At 70.1% G+C, this 25,994-nt stretch carries 30 protein-coding genes; 21 read left to right on the plus strand and 9 right to left on the minus strand.

The genetic code is table 11. The features are described 5' to 3' along the window. The first annotated feature begins 12 nt into the window (after positions 1–12). From CQ045_RS07370 to CQ045_RS07400, 7 genes are all read left to right on the plus strand, one after another. Positions 13–999, plus strand: a complete 987-nt coding sequence (locus CQ045_RS07370) for an aldo/keto reductase (RefSeq protein ID WP_105722258.1) — start codon at positions 13–15, stop codon at positions 997–999. Positions 1,000–1,029: 30 nt separating this feature from the next. Then, positions 1,030–1,683 (plus strand): YigZ family protein, encoded by a 654-nt coding sequence (locus CQ045_RS07375; protein ID WP_105722260.1) that lies wholly within the window; start codon positions 1,030–1,032, stop codon positions 1,681–1,683. Between the two features lie 70 nt (positions 1,684–1,753). Then, complete coding sequence (locus CQ045_RS07380) at positions 1,754–2,674, plus strand: J domain-containing protein (RefSeq protein ID WP_105722262.1); 921 nt, start codon at positions 1,754–1,756, stop codon at positions 2,672–2,674. A gap of 55 nt (positions 2,675–2,729) precedes the next feature. Next, on the plus strand, positions 2,730–3,188 hold the full coding sequence (locus tag CQ045_RS07385; protein WP_105722264.1) for a DUF6578 domain-containing protein: 459 nt from the start codon (positions 2,730–2,732) through the stop codon (positions 3,186–3,188). 77 nt (positions 3,189–3,265) lie between these two features. Further along, entirely contained in the window at positions 3,266–3,685 is a 420-nt protein-coding gene (locus CQ045_RS07390; RefSeq protein ID WP_105722266.1) for a Fur family transcriptional regulator, read from the plus strand. A gap of 66 nt (positions 3,686–3,751) precedes the next feature. Beyond that, positions 3,752–5,203, plus strand: coding sequence for a catalase (locus tag CQ045_RS07395; RefSeq protein ID WP_105722268.1), 1,452 nt, complete (start codon positions 3,752–3,754; stop codon positions 5,201–5,203). A gap of 142 nt (positions 5,204–5,345) precedes the next feature. After that, positions 5,346–6,146 carry an alpha/beta fold hydrolase gene (locus CQ045_RS07400; RefSeq protein ID WP_105722270.1) on the plus strand — a complete coding sequence of 267 codons (801 nt, stop codon included), beginning with the start codon at positions 5,346–5,348 and terminating at the stop codon, positions 6,144–6,146. A 57-nt stretch (positions 6,147–6,203) separates the two neighbouring features. Here CQ045_RS07400 and msrA read toward each other — a convergent pair whose 3' ends face one another. Together msrA and msrB are read right to left on the minus strand one after the other, a co-directional pair. After that, a complete protein-coding gene (gene msrA, locus CQ045_RS07405) occupies positions 6,204–6,749 on the minus strand; it encodes a peptide-methionine (S)-S-oxide reductase MsrA (protein WP_105722272.1) in 546 nt (181 codons plus the stop codon). Continuing rightward, positions 6,746–7,234 carry a peptide-methionine (R)-S-oxide reductase MsrB gene (gene msrB, locus CQ045_RS07410; RefSeq protein ID WP_105722274.1) on the minus strand — a complete coding sequence of 163 codons (489 nt, stop codon included), beginning with the start codon at positions 7,232–7,234 and terminating at the stop codon, positions 6,746–6,748. The genes msrA and msrB overlap by 4 nt, the downstream gene beginning before the upstream one ends. Before the next feature lie 156 nt (positions 7,235–7,390). Between msrB and CQ045_RS07415 the strand changes: the two genes are divergently transcribed. Next, on the plus strand, positions 7,391–8,308 hold the full coding sequence (locus tag CQ045_RS07415) for a DUF808 domain-containing protein (protein ID WP_105722276.1): 918 nt from the start codon (positions 7,391–7,393) through the stop codon (positions 8,306–8,308). A 111-nt stretch (positions 8,309–8,419) separates the two neighbouring features. After that, complete coding sequence (locus CQ045_RS07420) at positions 8,420–8,659, plus strand: hypothetical protein (protein WP_105722278.1); 240 nt, start codon at positions 8,420–8,422, stop codon at positions 8,657–8,659. 53 nt (positions 8,660–8,712) lie between these two features. On the opposite strand, the gene CQ045_RS07425 is transcribed toward CQ045_RS07420, so the two are convergent. Beyond that, positions 8,713–10,062: a DUF222 domain-containing protein gene (locus tag CQ045_RS07425; protein ID WP_105722280.1), complete on the minus strand. Its 1,350-nt coding sequence runs from the start codon at positions 10,060–10,062 to the stop codon at positions 8,713–8,715. 81 nt (positions 10,063–10,143) lie between these two features. Here CQ045_RS07425 and CQ045_RS07430 point away from each other — a divergent pair, with 81 nt between their 5' ends. From CQ045_RS07430 to CQ045_RS07445, 4 genes are all read left to right on the plus strand, one after another. Continuing rightward, positions 10,144–11,358 carry a hypothetical protein gene (locus CQ045_RS07430; protein WP_105722282.1) on the plus strand — a complete coding sequence of 405 codons (1,215 nt, stop codon included), beginning with the start codon at positions 10,144–10,146 and terminating at the stop codon, positions 11,356–11,358. 115 nt (positions 11,359–11,473) lie between these two features. Next, the gene (locus CQ045_RS07435) at positions 11,474–12,001 is read left to right on the plus strand and encodes a GNAT family N-acetyltransferase (RefSeq protein ID WP_105722284.1); all 528 of its coding nucleotides are present in this window, start codon (positions 11,474–11,476) and stop codon (positions 11,999–12,001) included. Positions 12,002–12,003: 2 nt separating this feature from the next. Further along, positions 12,004–12,717: a nicotinamide riboside transporter PnuC gene (pnuC, locus tag CQ045_RS07440; RefSeq protein WP_105722286.1), complete on the plus strand. Its 714-nt coding sequence runs from the start codon at positions 12,004–12,006 to the stop codon at positions 12,715–12,717. 86 nt (positions 12,718–12,803) lie between these two features. After that, positions 12,804–14,186 carry an LLM class flavin-dependent oxidoreductase gene (locus CQ045_RS07445; protein WP_105722288.1) on the plus strand — a complete coding sequence of 461 codons (1,383 nt, stop codon included), beginning with the start codon at positions 12,804–12,806 and terminating at the stop codon, positions 14,184–14,186. Positions 14,187–14,196: 10 nt separating this feature from the next. Here the strand turns inward: CQ045_RS07445 and CQ045_RS18800 are convergent, their stop codons facing one another. From CQ045_RS18800 to CQ045_RS07460, 4 genes are all read right to left on the minus strand, one after another. Continuing rightward, the gene (locus CQ045_RS18800) at positions 14,197–14,373 is read right to left on the minus strand and encodes a hypothetical protein (RefSeq protein WP_047522894.1); all 177 of its coding nucleotides are present in this window, start codon (positions 14,371–14,373) and stop codon (positions 14,197–14,199) included. Between the two features lie 96 nt (positions 14,374–14,469). Then, a complete protein-coding gene (locus CQ045_RS07450) occupies positions 14,470–15,771 on the minus strand; it encodes an MFS transporter (protein WP_105722290.1) in 1,302 nt (433 codons plus the stop codon). Positions 15,772–15,888: 117 nt separating this feature from the next. Next, a complete protein-coding gene (locus tag CQ045_RS07455) occupies positions 15,889–17,241 on the minus strand; it encodes an amidohydrolase family protein (RefSeq protein ID WP_181156483.1) in 1,353 nt (450 codons plus the stop codon). A gap of 99 nt (positions 17,242–17,340) precedes the next feature. Then, the gene (locus tag CQ045_RS07460; protein WP_105722294.1) at positions 17,341–17,910 is read right to left on the minus strand and encodes a helix-turn-helix domain-containing protein; all 570 of its coding nucleotides are present in this window, start codon (positions 17,908–17,910) and stop codon (positions 17,341–17,343) included. Positions 17,911–18,024: 114 nt separating this feature from the next. Here CQ045_RS07460 and CQ045_RS07465 point away from each other — a divergent pair, with 114 nt between their 5' ends. From CQ045_RS07465 to CQ045_RS07490, 6 genes are all read left to right on the plus strand, one after another. Then, entirely contained in the window at positions 18,025–18,654 is a 630-nt protein-coding gene (locus tag CQ045_RS07465) for a hypothetical protein (RefSeq protein WP_105722296.1), read from the plus strand. A gap of 44 nt (positions 18,655–18,698) precedes the next feature. After that, positions 18,699–19,259 (plus strand): putative immunity protein, encoded by a 561-nt coding sequence (locus CQ045_RS07470; protein ID WP_258130991.1) that lies wholly within the window; start codon positions 18,699–18,701, stop codon positions 19,257–19,259. A gap of 57 nt (positions 19,260–19,316) precedes the next feature. Next, complete coding sequence (locus tag CQ045_RS07475; protein ID WP_105722298.1) at positions 19,317–19,994, plus strand: response regulator transcription factor; 678 nt, start codon at positions 19,317–19,319, stop codon at positions 19,992–19,994. A gap of 16 nt (positions 19,995–20,010) precedes the next feature. Further along, positions 20,011–21,303, plus strand: coding sequence for a cell wall metabolism sensor histidine kinase WalK (locus tag CQ045_RS07480; RefSeq protein ID WP_105722300.1), 1,293 nt, complete (start codon positions 20,011–20,013; stop codon positions 21,301–21,303). 79 nt (positions 21,304–21,382) lie between these two features. Further along, a complete protein-coding gene (locus tag CQ045_RS18625) occupies positions 21,383–22,219 on the plus strand; it encodes a PepSY domain-containing protein (RefSeq protein WP_146115201.1) in 837 nt (278 codons plus the stop codon). Positions 22,220–22,346: 127 nt separating this feature from the next. Next, positions 22,347–22,574 (plus strand): RNA-binding S4 domain-containing protein, encoded by a 228-nt coding sequence (locus CQ045_RS07490; protein WP_105722304.1) that lies wholly within the window; start codon positions 22,347–22,349, stop codon positions 22,572–22,574. Positions 22,575–22,657: 83 nt separating this feature from the next. On the opposite strand, the gene CQ045_RS07495 is transcribed toward CQ045_RS07490, so the two are convergent. Continuing rightward, a complete protein-coding gene (locus CQ045_RS07495) occupies positions 22,658–23,281 on the minus strand; it encodes a LysE family translocator (RefSeq protein WP_105722306.1) in 624 nt (207 codons plus the stop codon). Positions 23,282–23,379: 98 nt separating this feature from the next. Between CQ045_RS07495 and CQ045_RS07500 the strand changes: the two genes are divergently transcribed. Next, positions 23,380–23,835: an Lrp/AsnC family transcriptional regulator gene (locus tag CQ045_RS07500; protein WP_105722308.1), complete on the plus strand. Its 456-nt coding sequence runs from the start codon at positions 23,380–23,382 to the stop codon at positions 23,833–23,835. Positions 23,836–23,938: 103 nt separating this feature from the next. Next, a complete protein-coding gene (locus tag CQ045_RS07505; protein ID WP_105722310.1) occupies positions 23,939–24,892 on the plus strand; it encodes a LysR family transcriptional regulator in 954 nt (317 codons plus the stop codon). A gap of 1 nt (position 24,893) precedes the next feature. On the opposite strand, the gene CQ045_RS07510 is transcribed toward CQ045_RS07505, so the two are convergent. Beyond that, positions 24,894–25,991 (minus strand): PLP-dependent cysteine synthase family protein, encoded by a 1,098-nt coding sequence (locus tag CQ045_RS07510; protein WP_105722312.1) that lies wholly within the window; start codon positions 25,989–25,991, stop codon positions 24,894–24,896. Positions 25,992–25,994: the final 3 nt, after the last annotated feature.

Here is a 25,994-nt window from a genome sequence, read left to right on the forward strand (position 1 = left end):
AAAGGACAGCTCATGCACACACGCACTCTCGGACAGGGCCTGCAGGTCTCGGCGGTCGGACTCGGCTGCATGGGCATGTCACAGAGCTACGGGCCGAACCCCGGGAGCCGCGACGACATGATCGCGGTGCTGCGGTCGGCGGTCGATCACGGCGTGGACTTCTTCGACACCGCCGAGGTGTACGGGCCGTATGTGAACGAGGAGCTCGTGGGCGAGGCGCTCGAGCCGATCCGCGACGAGGTCGTCATCGCGACCAAGTTCGGGTGGGACATCCAGGACGGCAAGAGCGTCGGGTTGGACAGCCGTCCCGAGCAGATCCGCCGGGTGGCCGAGGCCTCACTGCGGAGTCTGCGCACCGACGCGATCGACCTCTTCTACCAGCACCGCGTCGACCCGGATGTGCCGATCGAAGACGTCGCCGGCACCGTGGGCGAGTTGATCGCCGAGGGGAAGGTGCGCCACTTCGGTCTCTCCGAGGCGTCGGCCGACACCATCCGGCGCGCCCACGCCGTGCATCCGGTCACGGCGCTGCAGAGCGAGTACTCCCTGTGGACCCGCGAGCCCGAGGCGGAGATCCTCCCCGTGCTCGCCGAGCTCGGCATCGGGTTCGTCCCCTTCAGCCCGCTCGGCAAGGGGTTCCTGACCGGCACCGTCGACACGGCGGCGGACTTCGCCGCCGGCGACATCCGCGCCACGATCCCGCGCTTCACGGCCGAGAACCGGGCGGCGAATCAGGCGCTCGTCGCGCACGTCGCCGAGCTGGCCGGTGCGAAGGAGGCCACGCCGGGACAGATCGCCCTCGCCTGGCTGCTCGCCCGGCAACCGTGGATCGTGCCGATCCCGGGCACGCGGCGCACGGCGCGCATCGCCGAGAACGCCGGGAGCACGACGGTCGCCCTCTCGGCGGACGAGGTCGCCGACCTGTCGGCGCTGGCCACGCGGATCGGCGTGAGCGGCGACCGCTACAACCCGCAGCAGATGGCGTTCGTCGACCGTTGAGCACCCGGCGGCCTCGGTATCGTGAGGCGGGTGACCTCCGCCCGCCGCTACCCCGCGACCATCGCGGCGGCGGCGGAGCACGAGACGATCATCCGCAAGTCGCGCTTCGTCACCCGCATCGAGCCCGTCTCCTCGATCGAGCAGGCCGAGTCGGTGATCGCCGGCATCCGCAAGCGGGCCTGGGATGCCAACCACAACTGCACCGCGATGATCACCGGGCTGCTCGGCGACCAGGCGCGGTCGTCGGATGACGGCGAGCCGTCGGGGACCGCGGGGGTCCCGATGCTCGAGGTGCTGCGACGGCGCGAGCTGACCGACGTCGTCGCCGTCGTCACCCGCTACTTCGGCGGGGTGAAGCTCGGGGCCGGCGGCCTCGTGCGCGCGTACTCCTCGGCGGTCTCCGAAGCGCTCGACCTGGCCGCACTCGTACGACGGGCGGCTCTCCGCCAGGTGACCCTCGACGTGCCGCATGCCGAGGCGGGGCGCTACGACAATCTCCTGCGCGAGTGGTCGACGCATCACGGGGCGACGCTCGGCGAGCCGACCTATGCGGCGAGCGCGACGTTGGAGCTCTGGGTGCCGGACGCGGAGCTCCCTCGTCTCGCGGACGATCTCGCCGCGGCATCCGCCGGTTCGGTCGTCCCGGTCCTCGGTGTGGAGCGCATCGTCGACGTGCCCGCCTGACTCCGGCGATATCGGCGAACGCACACGCATCGGCGGATATCCTGGATGCCGCGGTCGCGGAGGGAGAGCGATGTTCGACAGTCCGCTCTCGGCTTCGGCCTACGAGATCCTCGAGGTCGACCCCGGCGTCGACGACGTCGAGCTGCGCCGCGCCTACCGGTTGCGTCTGCGTCAGACCCACCCGGACACCGGCGGCGATGCGGCGCTCTTCATCCAGGTGCAGCGCGCATGGGAGCTGATCGGAACCGCGGAGGGTCGCGCCGCCTACGATCGCCGGACGGGTGTGACCCACGAGACCGGCGCCGAGTGGAGCGGATGGCGTCCGCCCGCCGCCCGCACCGACACCCGTCCTCGCGCCCGCTCCTACGGCCACCCCGGGGGCTGGCGTCGCGAACGCTACCTCGTACTCATCCGGGAGTGGGCGGGCCGCGGCGTCGAGGTCCCCGACCCGTACGACCCCGCGCTCGTGCGGTCTGCGCCCCGGGATCTGCGCCGTCTCCTCGCCGACGCGCTCGCGGAGGAGGCCACGGCGCGCACCGTCTCCGATCTCGGCATGGGCTTCACCGTGTGGCACGACGTCGTCGCCGGACCCGAGGCCGATGACAAGCTCGACCATGTGGTGCTGGGCCCGTCGGGTCTCTACGGCGTGATGTCGGAGGACTTCGGCGGCGTCGTCGGGTTCCGCCGCGGCGAGATCACCGGTCCGAGTCTGGGGACACGCGCACCCGTCACCGCCGCCCTCCGCCGGATGCGCACCGTCGCCAAGGCCGCCCGCGTCAAGTTCGGCGGCGCGATCATCGTGCTCCCGGACGACGACCTCGCCCAGGCGGTCACCCCTCTCGGCACCAGTCGCGGCGTGCCGGTGGTCGTCGTGCGGCGCAGCGCCCTCGCGATGGTGCTGCGACAGGGCGTGCCCCAGGCGCGGGCGATCGGCGGCAACGAGCTGTTCGACGTGCGGACGCGCCTGCAGCAGACCGTCCGCTTCGTCTGAGTTCCGACACTCCCCTGCTCCGCCTCCCGGTGCCGGCGAGGGTTAGCCTGGTGACATGACGCGCGTGTGGCTCACCCCGTGGGAATGGGCGTGCTGCGGGGATGCCTTCGAGATCGGCGATGATGTCGACTTCGGCGTGGTCGCGCGCGACCCGGACCCCGTCCTGACGGATGCGCTCGGGGCGGACCTGCTCGCCGGCGTGGATGCCTACGAGTCCCACCACGAAGAGGCGTACGCGTCCCGCGTGAGAGGCCGGGTCGTCGCGGTGCAGGAGGTCACGCAGGAGGTCATCGAACGCGCGGTCACCCTCGAGCCGTCGCTCGTCGCCCGGTCAGACGGCAGCGCTCCCGAGCGCATGCGGCTCCCGCGGGAGACCGTCATGATCGAGCCGGTCCCCGGCACCGCTCTGCTCGCGCCCGTTCGCGGCGTGGGGCTCGCCCCGGCGAGGCAGGGCGCCCCGCGGCGATCACGGGTCGGTTGGCTCGTCGACGTCGAGGAGTCCTCGGGCGAGTGACCGTCAGGGTGGACCGCCGTGGCATCCCGGCATGTCGTTCTTTTGAACAACTCAAAAGAAAAGGGTAGGCTCGAGCCATGGAGACAGAACTCGACTCGGCGCTTCGCGACGCCGGACTGAGGGCGACCGCGGGCCGCGTCGCCGTTCTCGAGGCACTGGACTCCATGGCCCACACGGATGCGGAGCGGATCTTCCGCGCCGTATCCGAAGTGCTCCCGACCACGTCGATCCAGTCGGTGCACAACATCCTCGCGGACCTGACGACGGCGGGCCTCATCCGCCGGATCGAACCGGCAGGCTCCGCGGCGCTCTACGAGCGACGTATCGACGACAATCACCACCACGTCGTCTGCACCTCCTGCGGTGCGGTCGGCGATGTGGACTGCGTCGTCGGCGAGGCTCCGTGTCTCACCCCGTCCTCGACGGGGGGATTCACCGTCCAGACAGCCGAAGTCACCTTCTGGGGCCTGTGCCCCAGTTGCCAGAACGCCGCGTAGGCATCCGCCGATCGCCCATCCACGGATGGGGGTATTCGTCGCGCCTGCGCGCAGAAGGAGAACACCATGACGAGACCTGCCACCACGACCCAGACCGGAACCCCGATCGCGAGCGACGAGCATTCCCTCACCGTGGGAGCCGACGGCCCCACGGTCCTGCACGACCACCACCTGGTCGAGAAGATCGCAGCGTTCAACCGGGAGCGCGTGCCGGAGCGCAACCCGCACGCCAAGGGCGGCGGAGCGTTCGGCGAGTTCGTCGTCACCGAAGACGTGTCCGCCTACACCCGCGCCGCCGTCTTCCAGCAGGGCGCGAGGAGCGAGGCGCTGATCCGCTTCTCGTCGGTCGCCGGTGAGCAGGGCTCGCCCGACACCTGGCGCGACGTGCGCGGGTTCTCGCTGCGCCTGTACTCGGAGGAGGGCAACCTCGACATCGTCGGCAACAACACCCCGACCTTCTTCCTGCGCGATGCGATCAAGTTCCCGGACTTCATCCACTCGCAGAAGCGCCTCGGCGACTCCGGTCTGCGCGACCCCGACATGCAGTGGGACTTCTGGACGCTCTCGCCGGAGACCTCTCACCAGGTCACCTACCTCATGGGCGACCGCGGCCTCCCGCGCAGCTGGCGGCACATGAACGGCTACGGATCGCACACCTACTCCTGGGTGAACGCGGAGGGTGAGCTGTTCTGGATGCGGTATCACTTCGTCTCCCACCAGGGCGTAGAGGCGATGGGTGCCGATGAGGCGCAGCAGCTCGCGGGATCCGACGCCGACCACTACCGCCGCGACCTGTTCGACGCGATCGCCCGCGGCGAGCATCCTTCGTGGGACCTGTACGTGCAGATCATGCCCTACAGCGAGGCGAAGACGTACCGGTTCAACCCGTTCGATCTGACCAAGACCATCTCCCTCAAGGACTACCCGCGCATCAAGGTCGGCACGCTGACCCTGAACCGGAACCCGGAGAACTTCTTCGGCGACATCGAGCAGGCCGCGTTCTCTCCGGGCAACCAGGTGCCGGGCACCGGCATCTCGCCCGACAAGATGCTGATGGGGCGCATCTTCGCGTACCCCGACGCCCAGCGTCACCGCATCGGAGCGAACTACAACCAGCTGCCGGTGAACCAGCCCCACGCCGCCGAGGTGCGCAACTACATGCACGAAGGCGCGATGCGCTACCAGCACAACAGCGCCGCGCACCGCACGTACCAGCCGAACTCGTTCGGTGCGGCCGGCGGCCCGGAGGCCGACCCCGCGAAGGGGATCGAGGCGAACTGGGAGGCCGACGGCGAGCTCGTGCGCTCGGCAGCCACGCTGCACGCCGAGGACGACGACTTCGGGCAGGCGGGCACGCTCTACCGCGAGGTGTTCGACGGGGAGCAGCGGGCGCGCTTCCTCGAGACCCTCACCGGTCAGGGCCGCTCCCTCACGATCGACGACATCCGCGAGCGGTTCTTCCAGTACTGGACCAACGTGGATGCCGAGCTCGGCGCCGCCCTGCGGGATCGGGTCTGATCCGCGCCCTCCGCTGAGACCCCGTCTTCGCGCCGAGACCCCCTCCTGCCCACGTCGGCAGGAGGGGGTCGCGGCGTCACGGCGGGCGTCGGCGTGCGCGACGGCCGAGCCATCCGCGCAGGAACCGGGCCAAGATGGAGGGGTGGCCGTCCCCCTCTCCGACCTGACCAGCATGCCCGACCCTCAACAGGTGTACGCCGCCGACGGCACGCGCCTGGCGACCTACACGTGGGGCGAACTCGATGCCCCGGTCGTGGTGACCGTGCACGGCTTCGCCTCGAGCGCCAAGGACAACTGGGTCCTGACGGGCTGGGTGCGCGAGCTCACGCGCGCCGGATACCGCGTGCTGGCACTGGATCAGCGCGGACACGGACTCAGCGAGAAACCGCACGACCCCGACGGCTACCGCATCCGCACCCTCGTGACGGATGTGGAGACCGTCATGGACACCTATCTCGTGGACGACGCGCTCTACATCGGCTACTCCCTGGGGGCTCGCGTGGGCTGGGAGGTCGTGCGTGAGCTGCCGCACCGCATCGGACGCGCGGTGCTCGGCGGCGTGCCGGACGGCATCCCGCTGGCCCGCCTCGATCTCGACCAGGTGCGGCGGTACATCGCCGACGGCACGCCGGTCGCCGATCAGACGACGCAGAACTACATCGCGTTGACCGAGCGGGTTCCGGGCAACGACCTGCAGGCGCTGGTCGCGCTCGCGGAGGGGATGCGCTCGTCCGGGACGATCGACCCGGACCCGGCGGATGCGCCGACCCGCCCGATCCTGTTCGCCACCGGTTCGAAGGATGCGATCATCGAGGGCTCGCGGGCGCTCGCGTCCGCCGCCCCCGACGGGCGGTTCTTCGAGATCCCGAACCGGAATCACTTCAACGCCCCCGGCTCCCGCGACTTCAAGGAGGCGGCGCTGGCGTTCCTCGCCGACGCGTAGCCCGGCGCAGCGACGTGGCCCGACCGAGAGGCGACCGGGCCACGCTCGGGATCCGCGTCAGACCGCGGCGGCTTCGTCGCGCTGGGGCAGCACCCATCCCGCGCGCGGGAAGTGGCACGTGTAGCCGTTCGGGTACTTGATCAGGTAGTCCTGGTGCTCCTCCTCGGCCTGCCAGAACGGACCCTCGGGCTCGATCGTGGTGACGGCCTTGCCCGGCCAGAGTCCCGAGGCGTCGACGTCGGCGATCGTGTCCCGCGCGACCGTCTCCTGCTCGGGCGAGAGCGGGAAGATCGCGGAGCGGTAGCTCGAACCGATGTCGTTGCCCTGACGGTCCTTCGTGGACGGGTCGTGGATCTGGAAGAAGAACGCGAGGATGTCGCGGTACGTCGTCTTCGTCGGGTCGAACACGATCTCCACGGCCTCGGCGTGGCCGGGGTGGTTGCGGTAGGTCGCGTGGTCGTTCGAGCCGCCGGTGTAGCCGACGCGGGTCTCGAGCACGCCGGGCTGGCGGCGGATCAGGTCTTCCATGCCCCAGAAACAGCCGCCCGCGAGCACGGCGGTCTCGGTCCCGGGGGTGCGTGTGATGGTTCCGGCGTCGGTCATGACTGCTCCTCAGAAGTATCGGTGGTGGGGGTGTCTGCCGTCTTGGCGAAGAGGGGGCTGTAGCGACCGTACCCCTCCTCCTCGAGACTTTCCGCAGGGATGAAGCGCAGGGCGGCCGAGTTCATGCAGTAGCGCAGCCCGCCTTCGTCGCGGGGACCGTCGTCGAAGACGTGGCCGAGGTGGCTGTCGGCGACCGCGGAGCGCGCTTCGGTGCGCTTCATGAACAGCGAGCGATCCGTGCGCGTGGTCACGGCATCCGCGTCGATGGGCTTGGTGAAGCTGGGCCATCCGGTGCCGCTGTCGAACTTGTCGGTCGACGAGAACAGCGGCTCGCCCGAGACGACGTCGACGTAGATGCCGTCGTCGTGGTTGTTCCAGTACGCGTTGCGGAACGGCGGCTCCGTCGCGTCCTGCTGAGTCACCTCGTACTGCAGGTGCGTGAGGCCGCTGACGGCCTCGGGGGTCTTGCCGTAGTCGTTCGACATGATCTGACTCCTTCTCCGACGTCGCTGGCTGCGCCGTCCCTGAGAAGAACCGTCGGCGGGGCCGTTTTGGTCCCGCGGGGCTGGGAGCGCGCTGTGAGTTTCGGCGGACTCGATAGAGTTGCCTCCGCATTGCACACCTTCCGAGGGGAAACACCCATGTCCGTTGGACTGCTCGCCGTCGTCGACGACATCCTGAGCGCCGCGATGAAGGCCTCCGCGAAGGCGGCCGGCGTCGTGATCGACGACGCCGCGGTGACCCCGCAGTATGTGCAGGGCATCACGCCGGCGCGGGAGCTGCCCGTCGTCGGCAAGATCGCCCTCGGCTCGCTCGCGAACAAGTTCCTCATCATCATCCCGGCGGCGCTGCTGCTGACCGCCTTCGCGCCCTGGGTGCTGCCGTACCTCCTGATCCTGGGTGGCGCGTACCTGTGCTTCGAGGGTGCGGAGAAGGTGCTGGAGTGGTTCGGCGTCCAGCACGGCCACGCCGACGAGGGCGCCCGCGACGAGAAGAAGCTGGTGCTCGGCGCCGTGCGCACCGACCTGATCCTCTCGACCGAGATCATGCTGATCTCGCTGGCGAGCCTCGAGAAGGGGCTCGACATCTGGGCGACACTCGCGATCCTCGCCGTGATCGCGCTCCTGATGACCGGGGTCGTCTACGGTGCCGTCGCGCTGCTGGTCAAGATCGACGACATCGGGCTGAAGATGGCGAAGAACCCGGTGCGACGCGTGCGTCACACCGGCACCAGGATCGTGCGTTCCATGCCCGGGGTGTTCCGCTTCATCAGCGTCCTGGGCACGGTCGCGATGCTCTGGGTGGGCGGCCACCTCGTACTCGTGAACCTCGGCGAGGTCGGCTGGCACTTCCCGGTCGACGTGCTGCACGGTGTGGAGCACGCCCTCCACGACCTCGGCCCGGTCGTCGTCTGGGTGGTCGACACGATCATCTCTGCGATCGCCGGTCTCCTCCTGGGACTGCTCATCGTCGGCATCGTGCTGGGCATCGCGAAGCTGTTCGGCAAGGAGCCGAGCTTCCACGAGGGCGAGGAATCCCCCGCCGACGTGCACGTCTGAGTCTGAGTCTGAGCCTGAGTCCGAGCCTGAGTCGGCCTCTCGCAGTTATCCGCCGTCGCTGTCCGCCGCACGGGGGATGCGGCCTGCGGTCCACTCCGGTTTGATCGGAGCATGAGCACTGATCACGCCACACAGCTGCGCCGGACCCGGCGCCTGATCTCCGCCGCCGCCATCGTGGGAATCGGTGCGGCCTTGGTCTGGTTCGTCTTCGCGGCCGTCGGCGAATCCGGTGGCCAGCTCACCGCCGCCAGCGCCACGGCCGCAGGGCTGGGCGCCGCCTGGTCGGCGGGGTTCGCCGCCATCACGTCCCGGCTGAAATCCATCGAACCCGCCCCGACCTCGGCGGGCTGAGTCCACCGGACGAGCGTCCGCGACGGACGAGCGTGCGCGACGGAACGGCGCGCTCACGCCGCGATGTCGTAACGCGCCCTGCCCCCGAGCCTGGGCCTGCGGTGCGGATCGACATTCGGCGGCGGGATGAGCCACACCCGCGCGGCGAACCCGCGTCCCTCGATCCTGATCTCCCAGTCGTTGTCGTGAATGCGATGATGGCAGCTCTCGCAGAGCAGCACGCCGTTGTCGAGATCGGTCGGTCCGGCATCCCGCTGCCACCAGCGCAGGTGATGCGCTCTGGTCATCTGCGGTGGCAGCCCGCACATCACGCAACCGCCGTCGCGTTCCACGAGTGCGAGTCTCTGGGCGCGGGTGAACAGCCGCTTCTCGCGCCCCCAGTCGAGGATCTCTCCTCCGCCGCCCAGCACCGCCGGGATGACCCCTCCTCCGGCCGCCATCCGGCGACACGCGGCGATGCTGACCGGCTGGTCGAGGCCGTCGACGGTGGCGAAGCCGGTTCCGGCGTTCAGCTCGTCGAGCCCGACGCGCACGATGACCGTCGCCCCCGAGACGGGGAGGCCGCCGCTGTCGCACCCGCTCGCGTGTGCGCAGATTTCCGCGAGAGCGTCGGCCTGCAGCATCGCGACCGTGCGGCGGTCGGCATCGGGCGCCTCGGGATCGAGCACGTGCGCCCGCGCCTGGAACGTCGCCGTGACGTACGCCTGGATCGCCGCCTTCACGGGAGCGCCGGAGGCGACGTCGGTCTGCAGCGTCAGGTGCAGCGACCCGTCGCGCTCGAACATCGTCAGCGAGCGCCGCGACCGGGCCTCGTCTTCACGCGGAGCCACACCGTCGGGGTCGAGCCACGCCTCGGCGTGCACGACGAGCTTGCGCACGTCGTCGAGCGACAGCTCTGCCGCGCGCTCGACCAGCAGACGCTCGGCCTCGATGATCCGCTCCAGACCCGTCTTCAACCGTGCGCGGTCGAGCAGGGTCACGATCAGCGCCGCGGCCGCCGCGCTGATCGTGCCGTCGCCGATCGCGCGCTGCACCTCGGGGAACCGCGGCGGCAGTGCCTCGCCGATCAGGTTCGCGCGAGGGGCCGTCGCCTCCCCCACCTTCACCAGCCGCGCCGCATCGCCCGTCGATCCGCCCGTGGTCGCGGCGATCATGGTGGCCGGACTGCGGAAGCCCTGCTGCTTCGCCAGGCCGGCCGCGCCCAGTTCGGGTCGCGACTCCCTGGCGATGCTCGCGGCGATCTCGGCGTGGATGCCGTCGAGCCGGCGCTGCACCAGCCCCATCACGCGGTGCGCGTCGAGCAGTTGGGACCGCGTCAGCTCGGTCGCATTACCGGCGCCGGCCCAGACCTCGTCGAGGCGCTCCACGGCCTCGAGGAGCGGGTTCAGATGCGGGGTCGCCATGCCTCCAGTTTAGAACATATATTCGATAAATCGAGGGGCTGTGGATAAGTCGGATGGCGGCGTTGCCGTAGTCTCATCGCCATGTCCGCCTCAGCGCCCTCACCGAAGCTCCGGAGCGCGAAGCGCGATGCCGATCGCTGGTTCCGCGAGCAGGGCCTCCCGACCTTCGTGCCGCTGCGCCGCTGGTTCACCGACCTCCCGCGCCGCGTGGCCCCGCTGATCGCTGCGGTGGCGCTCCTCGGATTCCCCCTGCTGGACGGCATCGAGTTCGCCGTCGACGTGGCGGTGGACGCCTCTTCCGGGGAGGAGACGCTCATCATCCTCCTCGTCCTCCTGGTCCTCGCGGCCGCCGTGGGGATCCCGTGGGGCTGCTACCTCCTCGTGCGCACCGTCCTGCGCCGCCTCCCGGTCGGCATCGGCACCGTCGTCGCGCTGGCCGTGATCGCCGGCTCCGTCGCACTGGTGGTCGTCGACGGATACGAGACGCAACCCGGCGCGACCGTCGGCCCCGTCTTCCGCGGCCTTCTCGTGATCGCCGTCTGCGTGCTCGTGACCGGCATGGGCGGCGGGGCTCTGATCTCGTGGGCCTCGCGCCTCGCCGTGCGCAACGCCTCGGCGATCGGACATATGGCGTCCATCGCCCTCCCGGTGATCCTGATGCTCGTCGTGTTCGCCTTCTTCTCGGCCGAGGTCTGGCAGATGGCGACCGCCCTCCACTGGGGATCGATCGCGCTGGTCGGGCTCGTGGTCGCCGTGCTCGCCGGCATCGTCGTCCTCCGGGTCAGCGCCTCGGAGATCGACGACGACGCCCAGGCCCCGACCGAGGAGCAGCGGGCCGCCCTGCTCGTCGGGACCCCGGCAGAGGATCGCCCGGCCGCGCCCGGCGCCCGCCGACGTCTGCGCGCTCCGCAGCGCATCAACATCCTGCTCGCCATGACCGTCGCCCAGCTCGTGCAGGCGCTGTTCTTCGCCGCACTGCTCGCCGCGCTGCTGATCGTGATCGGCGGCATCGCGATCCCGACCGGCGTCATCGGCATCTGGCTCGGGCCCGGCAGCGAGACGCAGCAGCTCGTGGTGCAGCCGCTCGAGTTCTTCGGGGCCGCCCTGCCGATCACCGTGAACCTGCTCAAGGCCGCCACGCTGCTCGCGGTGATCGCCACCCTCCCGTTCGTGTTCTCCGCCGTCAGCGAGGCGCGTTATCGGGAGCGTTTCTTCGACCCGATCATGGCCGACATGCGTCGGGCGATCCTGGTTCGCGAAGCGGTCGGCGTGGCGCCGGCGGGCCGCACCCCGTAACTGTTCGGTTGCGGCGCTCCCGAGCCCCCGGCATCCTGCTAGCGTCGGCGATGCGCACCCGAGCGCCGATGAAGGATGCGCCCCCGAAGCGCAGAAGAAGAGAGACCGCCCGCCGATGACAGCCGTGCGAATCCGAGACGCCGAGACCGCCGATCTCGACACGATCACCGCGATCCACAATCACGCCGTGGTGCACACCACCGCGATCTGGAACGAGGAGGCGGTCGACCTCGCGGATCGCGCATCCTGGCTCGCCGACCGCACCGCGCGCGGCTACCCGGTCATCGTCGCCGTCGACGACTCGGGCGTGCTCGGCTACGCGTCCTATGCGCAGTGGCGACCGCACAGCGGCTACCGGCTCACCGTCGAGCACTCCGTCTACGTCCTCGGCGGGCAGCACGGTCGCGGCATCGGCACCGCGCTGATGGCCGCGCTCGTCGAACGGGCCCGCGCCGCCGGGATGCACGTCATGATCGCGGGCATCGAGAGCGGCAACACCGCGTCCATCGCCCTGCACGAGCGCCTGGGCTTCGCCGAGGTCGGACGGATGCCGCAGGTCGGGGCGAAGTTCGGGCGCTGGCTCGACCTGAGCATGCTGCAGCTCGTGCTCGACGACCGCGCCGAACCCGACGCCGGGTCCTGACGATGGATCCGCTGCAGTGGTTCGTCGACGCCTTCAACTCGTCCTGGATGCTGCCGGGCGGGCAGACGCTGCTCGTCCGCGAGGTCGTGGGCAACGCGTTCGGACTCGCGAGTGCGCTCGGCGGCATGCGCCGCAAGGTCTGGGCGTGGCCGGTCGGCATCATCGGCAACCTGCTGCTGCTCACGGTGTTCCTGGGTTCCGCGCTCAGCCCTGATCCGTCGCTGCCGCACCTGCTGGGTCAGGCCGGGCGGCAGATCATGTTCATCGCGGTCGCGATCTACGGCTGGGTGCGCTGGCGCAACCTCGACGGGGGGCGCGTGGTGCCGCGGTGGGCCCCGACGAGCGCGCGTATCGGGATGGTGCTGGTGATGATCGTCGGCACCGTGGCCCTGACGCCGCTGTTCCGCCTGCTCGGATCGTGGGAGCCGGTGTGGGCCGACGCCTGGACGTTCGTCGGCTCGCTGCTCGCGACCTACGGCATGGCCAAGGGCTGGACAGAGTTCTGGCTGATCTGGATCGCCGTCGACGTCGTCGGGGTGCCCCTGCTGTTCAGCTCCGGCTACTACGCCACGGGCTTCATGTACGTCTTCTACGGCGTCTTCACCGCGATCGGCTTCGTGATCTGGTGGCGGGCGCAGCGTCGTGCGGAGCATCCGATCGAGATCCTGCCGCCCGACCCGAGCCCGCGCCGGCCCGAGGACGGCGAGCTCGCCTGAGCCGACCGATCCGCCCGACCGGCGGTTTGTGTCCGCGCATTTCGGCGCCCCTGGATTCGCCTCCGCCCATCGCCTTTCATGGGTCCATGACCCGTCAGATCCGCTTCAACGCCTTCGACATGAACTGCGTCGCCCACCAGTCGTCCGGTCTGTGGCGGCACCCCGACGACCGGTCGCGGCAGTACAACACCATCTCGTACTGGACGGATCTCGCGAAGCTGCTGGAGAGCGCGACCTTCGACGGCGTCTTCATCGCCGATGTGCTCGGCACCTACGACGTCTACGGCGGCACGAACGAGGCCGCGATCCGCAACGGCGCCCAGGTGCCGGTGAACGACCCGATCCTGCTCGTGAGCGCGATGGCCGCGGTCACCGAGCACCTGGGCTTCGGCATCACCGCGGGCACCGCCTTCGAGCACCCCTATCCGTTCGCCCGACGGCTGAGCACCCTCGACCACCTCACGCAGGGCCGCATCGGCTGGAACGTCGTGACGGGCTACCTGCCCAGCGCCGCGCGCAACATGGGTCAGGAGGACCAGCTCGCGCACGACGACCGCTACGACCACGCCGACGAGTACGTCGAGGTGCTCTACAAGCTCTGGGAGGGCTCGTGGGAGGACGACGCCGTGGTCGAGGACCGCGAGCGCGGCATCTTCACCGACCCGGCCAAGGTGCACCCGATCGGTCATGAGGGCACGCACTTCAGCGTGCCCGGCATCCACATCTCCGAGCCGTCCCCGCAGCGCACGCCGGTGATCTACCAGGCCGGCGCGAGCCCGCGCGGTGTGAAGTTCGCGGCCGAGAACGCCGAGGCCATCTTCGTCGCCGCCCCGTCGAAGGAGGTGCTCGCCGGCACGGTGAAGCGCATCCGCGATGCCCTCGAGGCCGCCGGTCGGGACCGGTACGACGCCCGCATCTACACCCTGCTCACCGTGATCACCGCGGCGACGGGCGAGGAGGCGACCGCGAAGCACGCCGAGTACCTCTCCTACGCGAGCCCCGAGGGCGCGCTCACGTTCATGTCGGGATGGATGGGCGTCGACCTCTCGCAGTACGCCGAGGACGAGCCGGTCGGGAACGTCGAGTCGAACGCGATCCAGTCGGTGCTCCAGCATCTGAAGGAGGAAGCGGATCTCGGGCGCGAGTGGACCGTCGGCGACTTCGGCCGCCACAACGCGATCGGCGGCCTCGGCCCCACGATCGTCGGATCCGGCGTCGAGATCGCCGACGAACTGCAGTCGTGGGTGGAGGAGACCGACATCGACGGCTTCAACCTCGCCTACGCGGTCACCCCCGGCACATGGGAGGACGTCATCGAGCACGTGATCCCGGTGCTGCGGGAGCGCGGCGTCTACCCCGAGGAGTACGCGCCGGGCACGCTCCGCAACAAGCTCCACGGCCGCGGTGACCGGGTGCAGGACACCCACCGCGCCGCGAAGTACCGCGTCGGGGCGTTCGCCAGGGCGTGAGCCGGGCGGGTCAGTCGTCGCTGCGGCTGAAGATCCCGCGGAGCACGAGGAACACCACCACGGCGACGACGGCGACGATCGCGAGCTTGAAGATGAACGCGAGGACCGAGAACAGCGCGCTCACGATCCACCACGCGATCACGACGGCGAGGATGACGCCGAGGATGGTCCAGATGTTCTTGGTCATGCCCCCAGCCTAGGGACTGCGGGCTGGATGCGCGCCGAAACGGCCGCGCACGGCACTGTCCGGATGCCCTCCCCCGAGAGCATCCGGACAGTGGACTCAACGCGCGGTGAGCGGGCGCCGCAGCGTCTCCGGCAGCATGATCACGATGACGATGAACATCACCACGGAGACGCCGATCAGATAGAAGCTCGGCGCGATCGCCGTGCCGGTCGAGGCGACGAGCGCGGCGGCGACGAACGGGCTCGTCCCACCCACCAGGGCGGTGCCGATGTTGTTGCCCAGCGCCACCCCGGTCATCCGGATCTCGGACGGGAACAGCTCGGTCTGCGTGACGGTCACGCTGACGCTCAGCGAGGCGGCGAGGCAGGCGAAGATCACGAGGCCGAAGAACGCCAGCAGCAGGCTCTGCGAACTCAGCAGCAGGAAGATCGGTACCGCGAGCACGGCGAGTCCGATCACCGCGCCGAGGATGATCCACCGTCGCCCGATGCGGTCGCTCACCACGCCGACCACCAGGCACAGGGGCGCGTAGACGAGCTGCGCGGACATCGCGATGAAGGTGGCCTGCGTCGCGTCGAGACCCACCGTCGACACCAGGTGATTGATGAAGTACGTGTTGAAGTAATAGAACGTGATGCCCGTCATGGACGCGAGGGCGATGGCGAGGATGATCGCCCGCGGGTTCTCGCGGAACAGCGTCAGCAGCGGCGATTTGACGACCTTCTCCTCCTTCACCAGTGCCTTGAAGGCCGCGGTCTCCTCGGTGCGCCGACGCAGGTAGAGGCCGATCATCGCGAGCGGCAGCGCCATCAGGAACGGCACGCGCCAGCCCCAGGCCTCGAACTCCTCCACCGGAAGGGTCGCCCGAAGGGTCAGGACCACGATGCTCGCCAGGATCGTGCCCACCGAGGAGGACAGCGACAGCCAGCTCGACCAGAACCCGCGGCGATGCTCGGGGGCGTTCTCGACGATGAAGGTGGCGGCGCCCGCGAACTCGCCGCCGACGGAGAAGCCCTGGATGCAGCGGGCGACGACGAGCAGGATCGGTGCGGCGATGCCGATGGCGGTGTACGTCGGCAGCAGTCCGATCGCGGTCGTCGAGACGCCCATGACGATGATGCTCAGCGAGAGCGCGATGCGCCGACCCCGACGATCGCCCAGCGAGCCGAAGAACGCCGCGCCGATCGGACGGAAGAGGAACGCGACGCCGAAGGTGGCCAGTGATGCCAGCAGCGACACCCCCGCGCTCTCATTGGGGAAGAAGAGTGTTCCGATGACGACGGCGACCAGGCCGTAGGCGACGAAGTCGAAATACTCCATGACGTTGCCGAGGAGCGCCGCCGTGACGGCGGTGACCTTCGGCCTCGACGATGTGCTCTGGGGTGCGATGGTGCTCATTCTGGTGTCTCCTTCGACGCCGGGGTGAACGATCTTCGGGTGATTTCGGGTGTTTCGGGTGTTTTCGGGTGTTCGGGTGTTTTCGGATGTTGCGATCGGGAAGCGGGAGGTGAGGGCTCAGTACGGCAGGCCGTACAGCTCGGCCACGTTGCGCCCCAGGACCCGCTCGGCGAGCATCGCGACCTGGTCGGTCGTCCAGACCCGGTCGGCCAGGCCCTGCTGCAGCACGGTCTCGAGCGCCTCGCGGGCGAGGAAGGTGGCACCGACGTGGATCTCCGGATGCGCGGTGTCCGTGCCGTAGGCGACCTTGTGCGCGGGCAGGAACTCCAGCCATTCCTGCAGCACCCTCGCCGTCAGGTGCGAGTGCAGGTACGGCATCCACGAGAAGTCGAGGTAGACGTTCCCGAGCGAGTGCGCGAGGGCGCCGAGCTGCGAGGCATAGGGGTATCCGCCGTGGATGAGGACCACGCGCAGCCGATTCAGCGTGGGCGTGTTGAGGAAGTCCTCGAGCAGCAGCGGGTTCGCGTTCGCGATGCGGAGCCCCGGCTCGCTGTGGCCGATCCCGGAGTGGATCTGCACAGGCACGTCGAGCGTCACGGCGAGGTGGGCGATGACACCTGCGAGGTGGTCGCTGAGCGCCTTGCGGGCGGCCGGATGCGCCTCTCCCTCCGCCGCGACGCGCAGCGTGCGGTATGCGTCCCGCGCCTCGACGGCATCCACGTGCTCGAAGTGGAGCGAACGGAGGTATGCGGCGACGATCTTGAAGCCGACCACTCCTTCCGCCACACGCCGTCGCAGCGACCACTCCACGAACTCGATGTACGCGTCGAGGTCGTCGTGCGGGGTCGCCCGCCCCGCCGCGGCGAGTTCGACCGACAGCTTGTCGGCGAGGATGGCGGCGAACCGCTGCGCGTCGAACCCGCGCCCCCCGTAGGGGTCGTGCCCGAACGGGAACAGGTAGGGGTCGATCCGAGCGATCTGGCGGTAGCGCTCCGCCGGCCATTCGTCGGCGTCGAGGTCGGGCACGTCCGTGAGCACGCTCCGCGTCGACGAGGCGGTCAACGCGTCGTCGTACAGGCCCCGGTAGTCGTCGAGGCGGACGCGCGCGGTGGCCAGCTGCGACTCACGGCCCGCGGGGCCGTACAGGGCGTCGCACCCCAGGGTCAGCGCCCGCGAGAACGCGGTCGTGCGGTACAGGTCGCGCGCGGCATCCCGCAGCTGCGGGATCTCGTGGCGCGTCGAGAGCGCCTCCGCCGCGTCGTGGTCGCCGGCACGGGTCGCGCGGACGAACTGCTGATACGCGTCCGCGGGGATCCGCGACTCCACGTAGCCGGCGGCGACCTCGGTCTCCAGGGCATCGAAGGTGTCGAGCTTCTCGCCCGGACGCACGTAGGCGGCGTGCGAGTGGTGATCGATCGCGGGGACGAGACCGGTGATCTCGAGCCCGTGGGCGAATCCGGAAAATGGCATGGCTGAAGTACCCATCGGTGGTTCCTGTCTCGGCGGATCCGAGTCCGCCGGTGAATGATCGGTCCGGGGGAAGGCCGGACTCGAGGGGTGGCTACGCGGTCACTCCTGACGCGGTGACGACGGCGGGCTCACCACCCAGAGCGCTTCGCCGACCTCGTCGCCGACGTTCGTGATCATGTGCGTGATGTTGGTGCGGAAGTCCAGGCTGTCCCCCTGTTCGAGAAGGAAGGTCTCGTCACCGAGTTCGAAGGAGAAGCGACCGCGGAGGATCAGGACGACCTCGCGGGAGTTGCCGTGGGTGTAGTCGTGGCCACCGCTGAATGCGCCGGGCTCGTACTCCGAGACGGCCACGTCGACCTCGCCGACGGGCGGCCGGGTGATGCTGTAGCTGCGGACGCCCTCCTCCGTGAGCAGCAGCGGCCGCTCGTCGCGGCGAAGCGCCCTGCCGGTGGTCGGCTGGGTGGTGTCGAAGAGCTCGGCGAACGTGAGGCCCAGGGCCGCCGAGATCTTGCGGAGCGCGTCGAAGCTCGCGTTGGCCTTCCCGTTCTCGATCTGGCTGATGAATGCCGGGCTGAGTTCGGCCGTCTCGGCGAGTGCCCGGACGGTGATGCGATGCGCCCGGCGCACCGCCCGGATCCGGAGTCCCAGAGCCTTGCGATCTTCTTCCATTGCACGCGCTCCTCGATGAACGTTGTCGTGTACCTGTAGTTAACAGTTTTGTTAACTACAGGCGAGATGTCAACCCTCGTCTCTGCCGATCGCTCCGCCCACTACCGTGATCCCATGAGCTTCACGCCCCTCCGATCGCGGTCGCGCAACCTCTCCTCGTGGTTCGCGACGCGCCCCGACCTGTTCACATCGGAGCGCTCGCCCCGGAAGTCGACGACCTGGATGCTGGTCGCCGGGCTGATGGTCGCGCTGATGCTGGTCATCTACGTGAACCCGCTCGCCACGGTCGAGGTGCTGGGCGGCCGCGTGCGGAGCGGCCTCGCGATCGCCGGCGCCTTCGCCCTGCCCCCGGCGATCTTCGTCGCCAGCATCGTGATGTTCTTCGTCGGCGCCCGGCGCTGGCGCGTCAACGGCGGCGGCGTGCTGACCAACCCGGTCATCCGCGGCGTCGCTCCGGGATTCCCGCTCGACCCTGCCATCGAGGCCCTACGCCGCGGAAGCTCCGACAGCGCGGGGATCGTCGACGCGCTGAAGGCGATGATCGCGCACAAGGGCGACGACCGACTGCTCACCATCTGGAACTCCGACGCCGACCGCGCGATGTACGTGGGCGTGCTCCGCGTCGACGGGAGCAGGCTCTGGATCGATACCGAACCCTTCACCGTGGATCCGGCGCTGTACTTCGACGCGAAGAAGCACGACCTCGCCGCGACCCTCGGGCGCACGAGCATCGACGGCCTCTGACACGCCTCGGTGCGGCGCGAGCCGTCGCACCCCATCATGGATACATGGACGAACCGCAGAGTCGACGGAGCACGGCGACCCCGCAGGGTATGACCGAGGCCGATCGGCAGGTCGTCGCGGTGTGGGCCGCCGACTGCGCCGAACGGGTGCTGCCGCTCTTCGAGGCGGAGGCACCCGACGACGACCGCGCCCGGGACGCGATCGCCAGGACACGGGCGTTCGCGCGCGGCGAGCTCTCGGCCGCGGAGGAGATCCGCCGGCGCTTCGTCGCGGGGCGGGCCGCCCGCAGCGCCGCCTCGCCGGCCGGTGTCGCCGCGGCTCGATCGGCCGCCCAGGCAGCGGGCGTCGCACACATGGGCGCACATGCGCTCGGCGCGGCCGCCTACGCCGCGAAGGCCGTGGCACTCGCGCATCCCGCCGACGTCGACGCCCGGTCCGGGGAGGTGCGCCGGCAGCTCGCCGCGATGTCTCCCGAGGCCAGGGCGGCGCTGCGCCGCCTGCCGCCGCTCGGGGAGGACACCGCAGGCCCCCTCGGCCCCGGCCTGCTCGCCACCGGCACGCTCGGCGAGGTGATCCGCGAGATCCAGGCGCACCTCGGCGACTGACCGGCTCGCTGCCATCGCTTCAGCCCCGATTCAGCGTCGACCGGCCACACTGGAGGCATGCGGATCCTGGTGGTGGACGACGAGGTGCGCCTTGCCGAGGGCGTGCGCCGCGGTCTCGAGGCCGAGGGCTTCGCCGTCGACGTCGCGCACAACGGCGTCGACGGGCTCTGGCGCGCCCGCGAGACGCGGTACGACGCGATCGTGCTCGACCTGATGATGCCGGGCATCAGCGGATGGAAGGTGTGCGAGGCTCTGCGCGCCGAGGAGAACTGGACGCCCGTGCTGATGCTCACCGCGAAGGACGGCGAGTGGGACCAGGTCGAGGCACTCGAGACCGGCGCCGACGACTACGTCACCAAGCCCTTCTCGTTCGCGATCCTCGTCGCCCGTCTCCGCGCCCTCGTGCGCCGCGGCGCCGTCGCGCGCCCGGCGATCCTGGAAGCGGGCGACCTGCGGCTCGACCCCGCCGCCCACCGCGTCTGGCGCGGCGACACCCCCGTGACCCTGACCGCACGCGAGTTCTCGGTGCTGGAGTACCTGATGCGCCATCGCGGCCAGGTGCTGTCGAAGCGCGCCCTCATCGACGGCGTCTGGGACGACGACTTCGACGGCGATCCGAACATCGTCGAGGTCTACGTCGGCCACCTGCGACGCAAGCTCGACAAGCCGTTCGGGCGCGAGGCCATCGAGACCGTCCGCGGCGCGGGGTACCGGCTGGCGGCCGACGGTGGCTAGTCGCGGCTGGCGCTCGGTGCGCGGAAGGACCACGCTCGGGGCGACCGTCGTCGTCGCGGTCGCGCTTCTCGTGGGCGCCTTCTCGTTCTACGGGGTCCTCAGCGCCAGCATCCACGGCAGCACGGAGCGTGCGGCGGAGCAGCGCCTGGACGAGCTCGCCGAACGCGTCGGCGGACCCGGCCGCGACGGCATCGACGCGATCGACGACGAGATCGTGCAGCTCCTCGGCCCCGACGGATCGGTGCGTGCCGCCAGCGAGGATGCCCGCGAGGCCCTGGGGTCCACGCCCCTCCCCGTCGCCGACGACCCGCAGACCCTGACCGTCGACGAGGAGCGGATGCTCGTCGTGTCGGATGACGTCGACGGCGACCAGACGCTCGTGATCGCGGTCTCGATGGACGACGACGCGGAGACCCTGGCGACGGTCGTGACCCTGCTCGCCGTGGCCGTTCCCCTGCTCCTCCTGCTCGTCGCGGTGACCACCTGGCTCGTGGTCGGTCGCGCGCTGCGCCCGGTCGAGCGCATCCGCGAGGAGGTCGACGGCATCACCGCCGAGCGCCTCCACCAGCGCGTGCCGGTGCCGGAGACAGCCGATGAGGTCGCCGCGCTCGCGACGACCATGAACCGCATGCTCGATCGGCTCGACGCCGCGGCCACCGCGCAGCGGCGCTTCGTGTCGGACGCTTCGCACGAACTGCGCTCCCCCCTCGCGACCATCCGCCAGCACGCGGAGCTCGCACAAGCTCACCCCGGCGTGACGAGCATCGGCGAGCTCGCGGAGGTCGTCTCGGAGGAAGGGCTCCGCCTGCAGGGCATCGTCGAGTCGCTGCTGCTGCTCGCCCGCCTCGACGAGGGAGCGAGCACTCCTGACGAAGCGGTCGACCTCGACGACATCGCGCTCGGCGAGGTGCGCCGGCTCCGCGCGGCAGGGCTCGAGGTCGACGGCTCCGGCATCCGGGCCGCCCGCGTGCACGGCGACCCGCGGCTGCTCGGGCAGCTGGTGCGCAACCTCGCCGACAACGCCGGGCGCCACAGCCGCGGCAAGGTCGCGATCGGCGTGACGCCCACGGACGGACACGTGTTCGTCACGGTCGAGGACGACGGAACCGGCATCCCCGACGAGGAACGCGAGCGCATCTTCGAGCGCTTCGTGCGCCTCGACGAGGCGCGCAGCCGCGACGCCGGAGGCAGCGGACTCGGCCTGGCGATCGCCCGAGGCATCGCCTCCTCCGCCCGCGGGACCCTGACGGTCGACGACTCGCGGTGGGGCGGCGCACGCTTCGTCCTCACCCTGCCCCTCGCGGTCTGACCGAGACGCGCGGCGGTTCCTGAAGAGGTCTTCAGGACGCTTCAGGGTGGCTTCAGCGCCTCCGCGAGACCATCGGGACATGGACGACAAGACACCCACCCCGGACCAGACTCCCGACCAGACCCCCGACCAGACCCCCGCGAGCACCCCGGACGCGCAGACCGTCCCGGTCGCCCCCGCTCCGCCCGCGGCTTCGACGCCCGGTACCGGGCAGCACCCGACGATCCCCGCGGCCGAGCCGGTCGCCGCCCCCGCGGCATCCGAGCCGAAGCCCGGACGCAAGCGCGCCCTCCTCATCGGCGGCGGCATCGCCGCAGCCGTGATCCTCGCGGGCGGCGGCATCGCCGTCGGCGCGGCGATCGGCGACGAGTTCGGCGACGACGACGACCGGTCCTCGATGTCGGACGGCCCCCGCCATGACGACGCGGACGACCACGGCCAGCGCGACGACGACGGCGACCGCGGGAACGCCCCCTCGAACGACCGCGGTCCGGTGACCGGCATCGGCACGGCATCGGCAGACGAGCTCATCGAGATCGCGGATGCCGCGCGCGGCGCCGCCGAGGGAGAGGTCACATCGATCGACGCGAAGCGCGACGGCACCTGGGAGGTGCAGCTCACGACCGCCGACGGCACCGAGACCGACGTCCGGGTCGACGAGAGCCTCGCGGCTTCCGTGATCGAGACGGATGCCGCCGACGGCGACGACACCGGTCCGGCGCTCACCCTCGACGACGCGACGATCCGCTCGCTGGTCGACGCCGCGCTCGCCGAGGCCGACGGCATGATCACCGACCTCGATGTGGACGGCGACGACGTGAGCCCCTACGACGCGTCGGTCCTCACGTCCGACAACCGCTCCATCGACATCGACTTCAGCGCCGACTTCGCCGTCGTCGGGACCGACATCGACTGAGCCGACGTCTTCGTCCTCGCGGCCGTCCTGCGACGCCCGACCCCCGATGCCGCCGCCCTCCCCCAGGGCGGCGGCATCGTCATGCCTCGGGGCGGACGGAACGGACACCGCCGGATAGCATTCAAGGATGACGAACTCCGGACCGGTCGACGACATCTCCATCGGCGGTGAGGTGATCCGCCTCGGACAGTTCCTCAAGTTCGCCGGCCTCCTCGACTCGGGCGGCAACGCCAAAGAGGTCATCATCGACGGCTACGTGACCGTCAACGGCGAGGTGGATCGTCGTCGCGGTCGCCAGCTGCACGACGGCGACCTGGTGTCGTTCGAGGGACGCACCGTCCGCGTCCGCCCCTGACACCCGGCGTACTTCCTCCGCCAGCCCGCGTCACCCCTCCCGGGCCCCGCGCGGCAGGAGGTGCTCCCGGGCTCAGGTGCTCCTCACACCCACTCCAGCACCTGCTCGACGATGATCCCGATGCCGATGACCGTCATGGCGATGCCGGCGAGCCGGGTGACCACCGAGCTCGCGCGGGGCCGGGTGCGCAGCAGTCGACGCGCGAGCAGCCCGACCGTCGTGTAGACGACGGCGATGTTGAGCAGGTGCAGCCCGCCGAGTGCGAGCATCTGGGTCGTCGACGACCATCCGTCCGCACTGGTGAACTGCGGCAGCAGGGCCAGGAGGAGCAGGAGCCCTTTCGGGTTGATCCCGCTCACTCCCGAGCCGCGGAGGAACTGCGACCATCCGCTCGTCGCGATCGGTTCACCGCTCTCGGCGATCGGTGCCGGGCGGCTGGCCAGGGTCGTCGCCCCGAGGAAGATCAGATAGAGGGCACCCACGACGGTCAGGGTCGTGAGGGTGACCGGGTATGCCGTGACCAGCGCCCCGAGCCCCAGCGCCACCGCGACGATCACGACCGTGTAGCCCGCGAGCATCCCGAGGATCGACGGCGCGATCGAGCGGGCCCTCAGGCCGGCGGAGATCGCGTACGCCCAGTCCGCCCCCGGGGTCAGCGCGAGCATCACGGCGACCACCCAGAACTGCATGACCAGGGCGATGTCCATCGGTCCTCCTCAATCCGAGGAAGAGACTACGAAGGATCACGCGAGAGGTGCTCCGATTCTTCGGGTGATCATGGTCTTCTCCTGCAAGAATTGTCGTCATGGACGCACTTGACCGGGAGATCCTCTCTTTGCTGCAGGACGACGGACGGATGAGCGCGACGAACCTCGCCTCCCAGGTGGGGCTCAGCCTGTCCGCCTGCCATCGCCGGCTCAAGGAGCTCGAGCAGTCCGGTGCGATCGAGCGCTACCGCGCGGTCGTCGCACCCGCAGCCGTCGGCCTCACGTTCGAGGCCATCGTGTTCGTGACGATCGGACGCACCGACAAGGACACGATCGTGGCGTTCGAGGAGGCCGTCGTGGCGATCCCGGCGGTGGCCGAGGCGCAGCGCCTGTTCGGCGACCCCGACTACATGCTGCGCATCCTCACCCGCGACATGGGCGCCTATCAGGAGCTCTACGACAACACCCTCGGGGCGCTTCCCGGGGTGCAGCGTCTCACGTCCACCATGGTGATGAAGCGTCTCGGCGCCGACCGCGCGGTCCCGATCCCCTGACCGGGGCCACCCGCGTCTTCCCCTGCCGGAGCGAGGGTCCGCGGAAGCGTCATGATCCATAACAGAAGGATGCGGTGGAGCCCTCTCGGGCTAACGTAGCCTCATGGTGACAGTCGGCAACGAGGGCACCCGAGAGATCGAGCTGCGGACGATCCGCATCCTGCGCGCGATCGAGAGCGAGGGGTCGATCACCGCCGCCGCCAACCTCCTCGGCTACAGCCAGCCGGCCGTGAGCCAGCACCTGCAGCGCGCCGAGACCCGCATCGGGATGCCGCTGGTGACGCGGCTCGGACGATCGATCCGGCTCACCGACGCCGGCGCCGCGATCGCGGCGATCGCCCCGACGGTGCTCGACGCGGTCGACGGCGTGCTCGCCACCCTCGACGGTCTCACCCAGCTCCGCTCCGGGCACGTGCGCATGCGCGGCTTCCCCTCGGCGTCGTCGACGCTGGTCCCCACACTGCTCAACGACATCCGCCGGGCGCGACCGGGGATCTCGATCACGTACACCGAGTCCGAGCCGCACGACTCGCTGGAGGCCCTCTCGGTCGGATCCTGCGATGTGGCACTGGTCTGCGGCTACGACCTGGAGGTCGACGAGAGTCTCGACGCGCTGGGCGTCGAGACGGCTCCGCTGTTCATCGACCCGTTCTACGTCGTGCTGCCGCGCGATCATCCCCTCGCCGACGAGGCGACGGTCAACCTCATCGACCTCGAGGACGACGACTGGATCTCCGGATGGCACACCGAGGCGGTGTGCCGGAAGGCGGGCTTCACCCCGAAGGTGTCGATGACCACCGAGAACTTCATCGCCGTGCTGGGGCTCGTCGCCCGCGGGTTCGGCGTCGCCCTGCTCCCTCGGCTCCCGCTGACCACGGCGGCGATCCCGCGCGGGTGCGTCATCAAGCCGACCAACCCTCAGGAGTATCGGACGATCCACGTCGCGACGACGCCGGAGCGGGCAGCGATCCCCGCGGTGCGGCTGACGACCGGTCTGATCGCCGACCTCGACGGCACCCCGTGGAACCTCCTGCGGCCCGGAGCCGTCGAGAGCTGATTCAGTCCCCGGCGTCCGCCGACCACGGGCCTCCGTCGAGGAACCTCTCCATCCGCGACCGATGCGGCGTGAGATCGAGACCCTGCTCCGCCACCCACTCGTCGTCGTAATAGGTGCGGGCGTAACGCGATCCGCCATCGCAGATCAGGGTGACCACGCTCCCCTGCTCCCCAGCGTCGCGCATCCGCGCGATGAGCTCGAACGCGGCGAACAGGTTCGTCCCCGTCGACGCTCCCGCCCAGTGCAGGGTCCGCTCCCGCAGCAGCCGCGCCGCCGCGATCGACGCCGCATCGGGCACCCGTATCATCTCGTCGATGACCCCGACGATGAACGACGGCTCGACACGGGGGCGGCCGATCCCCTCGATGCGCGAACCGGTGCTCGTCGTGCCGGTGAGGTCGCCCGTGCGCCAGGCGTCGAAGAAGGCGGAGCCCTCCGGATCGGCGACGGCGACCCCGGTGTCGTGACGGCGGTAGCGGACGTACCTGCCGAAGGTCGCACTGGTGCCCCCGGTGCCGGCCCCGACGACGATCCAGCGGGGGATCGGATGCCGTTCGGCCACCATCTGCGAGAACACGCTCTCCGCGATGTTGTTGTTGCCGCGCCAATCGGTCGCGCGCTCGGCGAAGGTGAACTGATCCAGGTAGTGTCCGCCGCATTCCCGCGCGAGACGCTCGGCCTCGCTGTACATCTCGCTCGCACTGTCGACGAAGTGGCATCGCCCTCCGGAGAACTCGATGAGGTCGATCTTCTCCCGGCTCGTCGATCGGGGCACCACGGTGATGAAGTCCAGTCCGAGCATGCGGGCGAAGTACGCCTCGGACACGGCCGTCGACCCGCTGGAGGCCTCGATGAGGGTCGTCCCCCGGTCGATCGCGCCGTTCACGAGCCCGTACAGGATCAGCGATCGCGCCAGACGGTGCTTGAGCGAACCGGTGGGGTGCACCGACTCGTCCTTCAGGTACAGGTCCACGCCCCAGTCCGCCGGAAGCGGGAAGACGTGCAGGTGCGTGTCGGCGCTCCGCGATGCATCCGCGTCGAGGAGCCGGATCGCCTCCGACCTCCACCGCGCGCTGTCGGACCGATCCGCGATCTCCATGAG

Origin of the sequence: Microbacterium sp. MYb66 (assembly GCF_002979435.1) — a bacterium.
Taxonomy (GTDB): domain Bacteria; phylum Actinomycetota; class Actinomycetes; order Actinomycetales; family Microbacteriaceae; genus Microbacterium.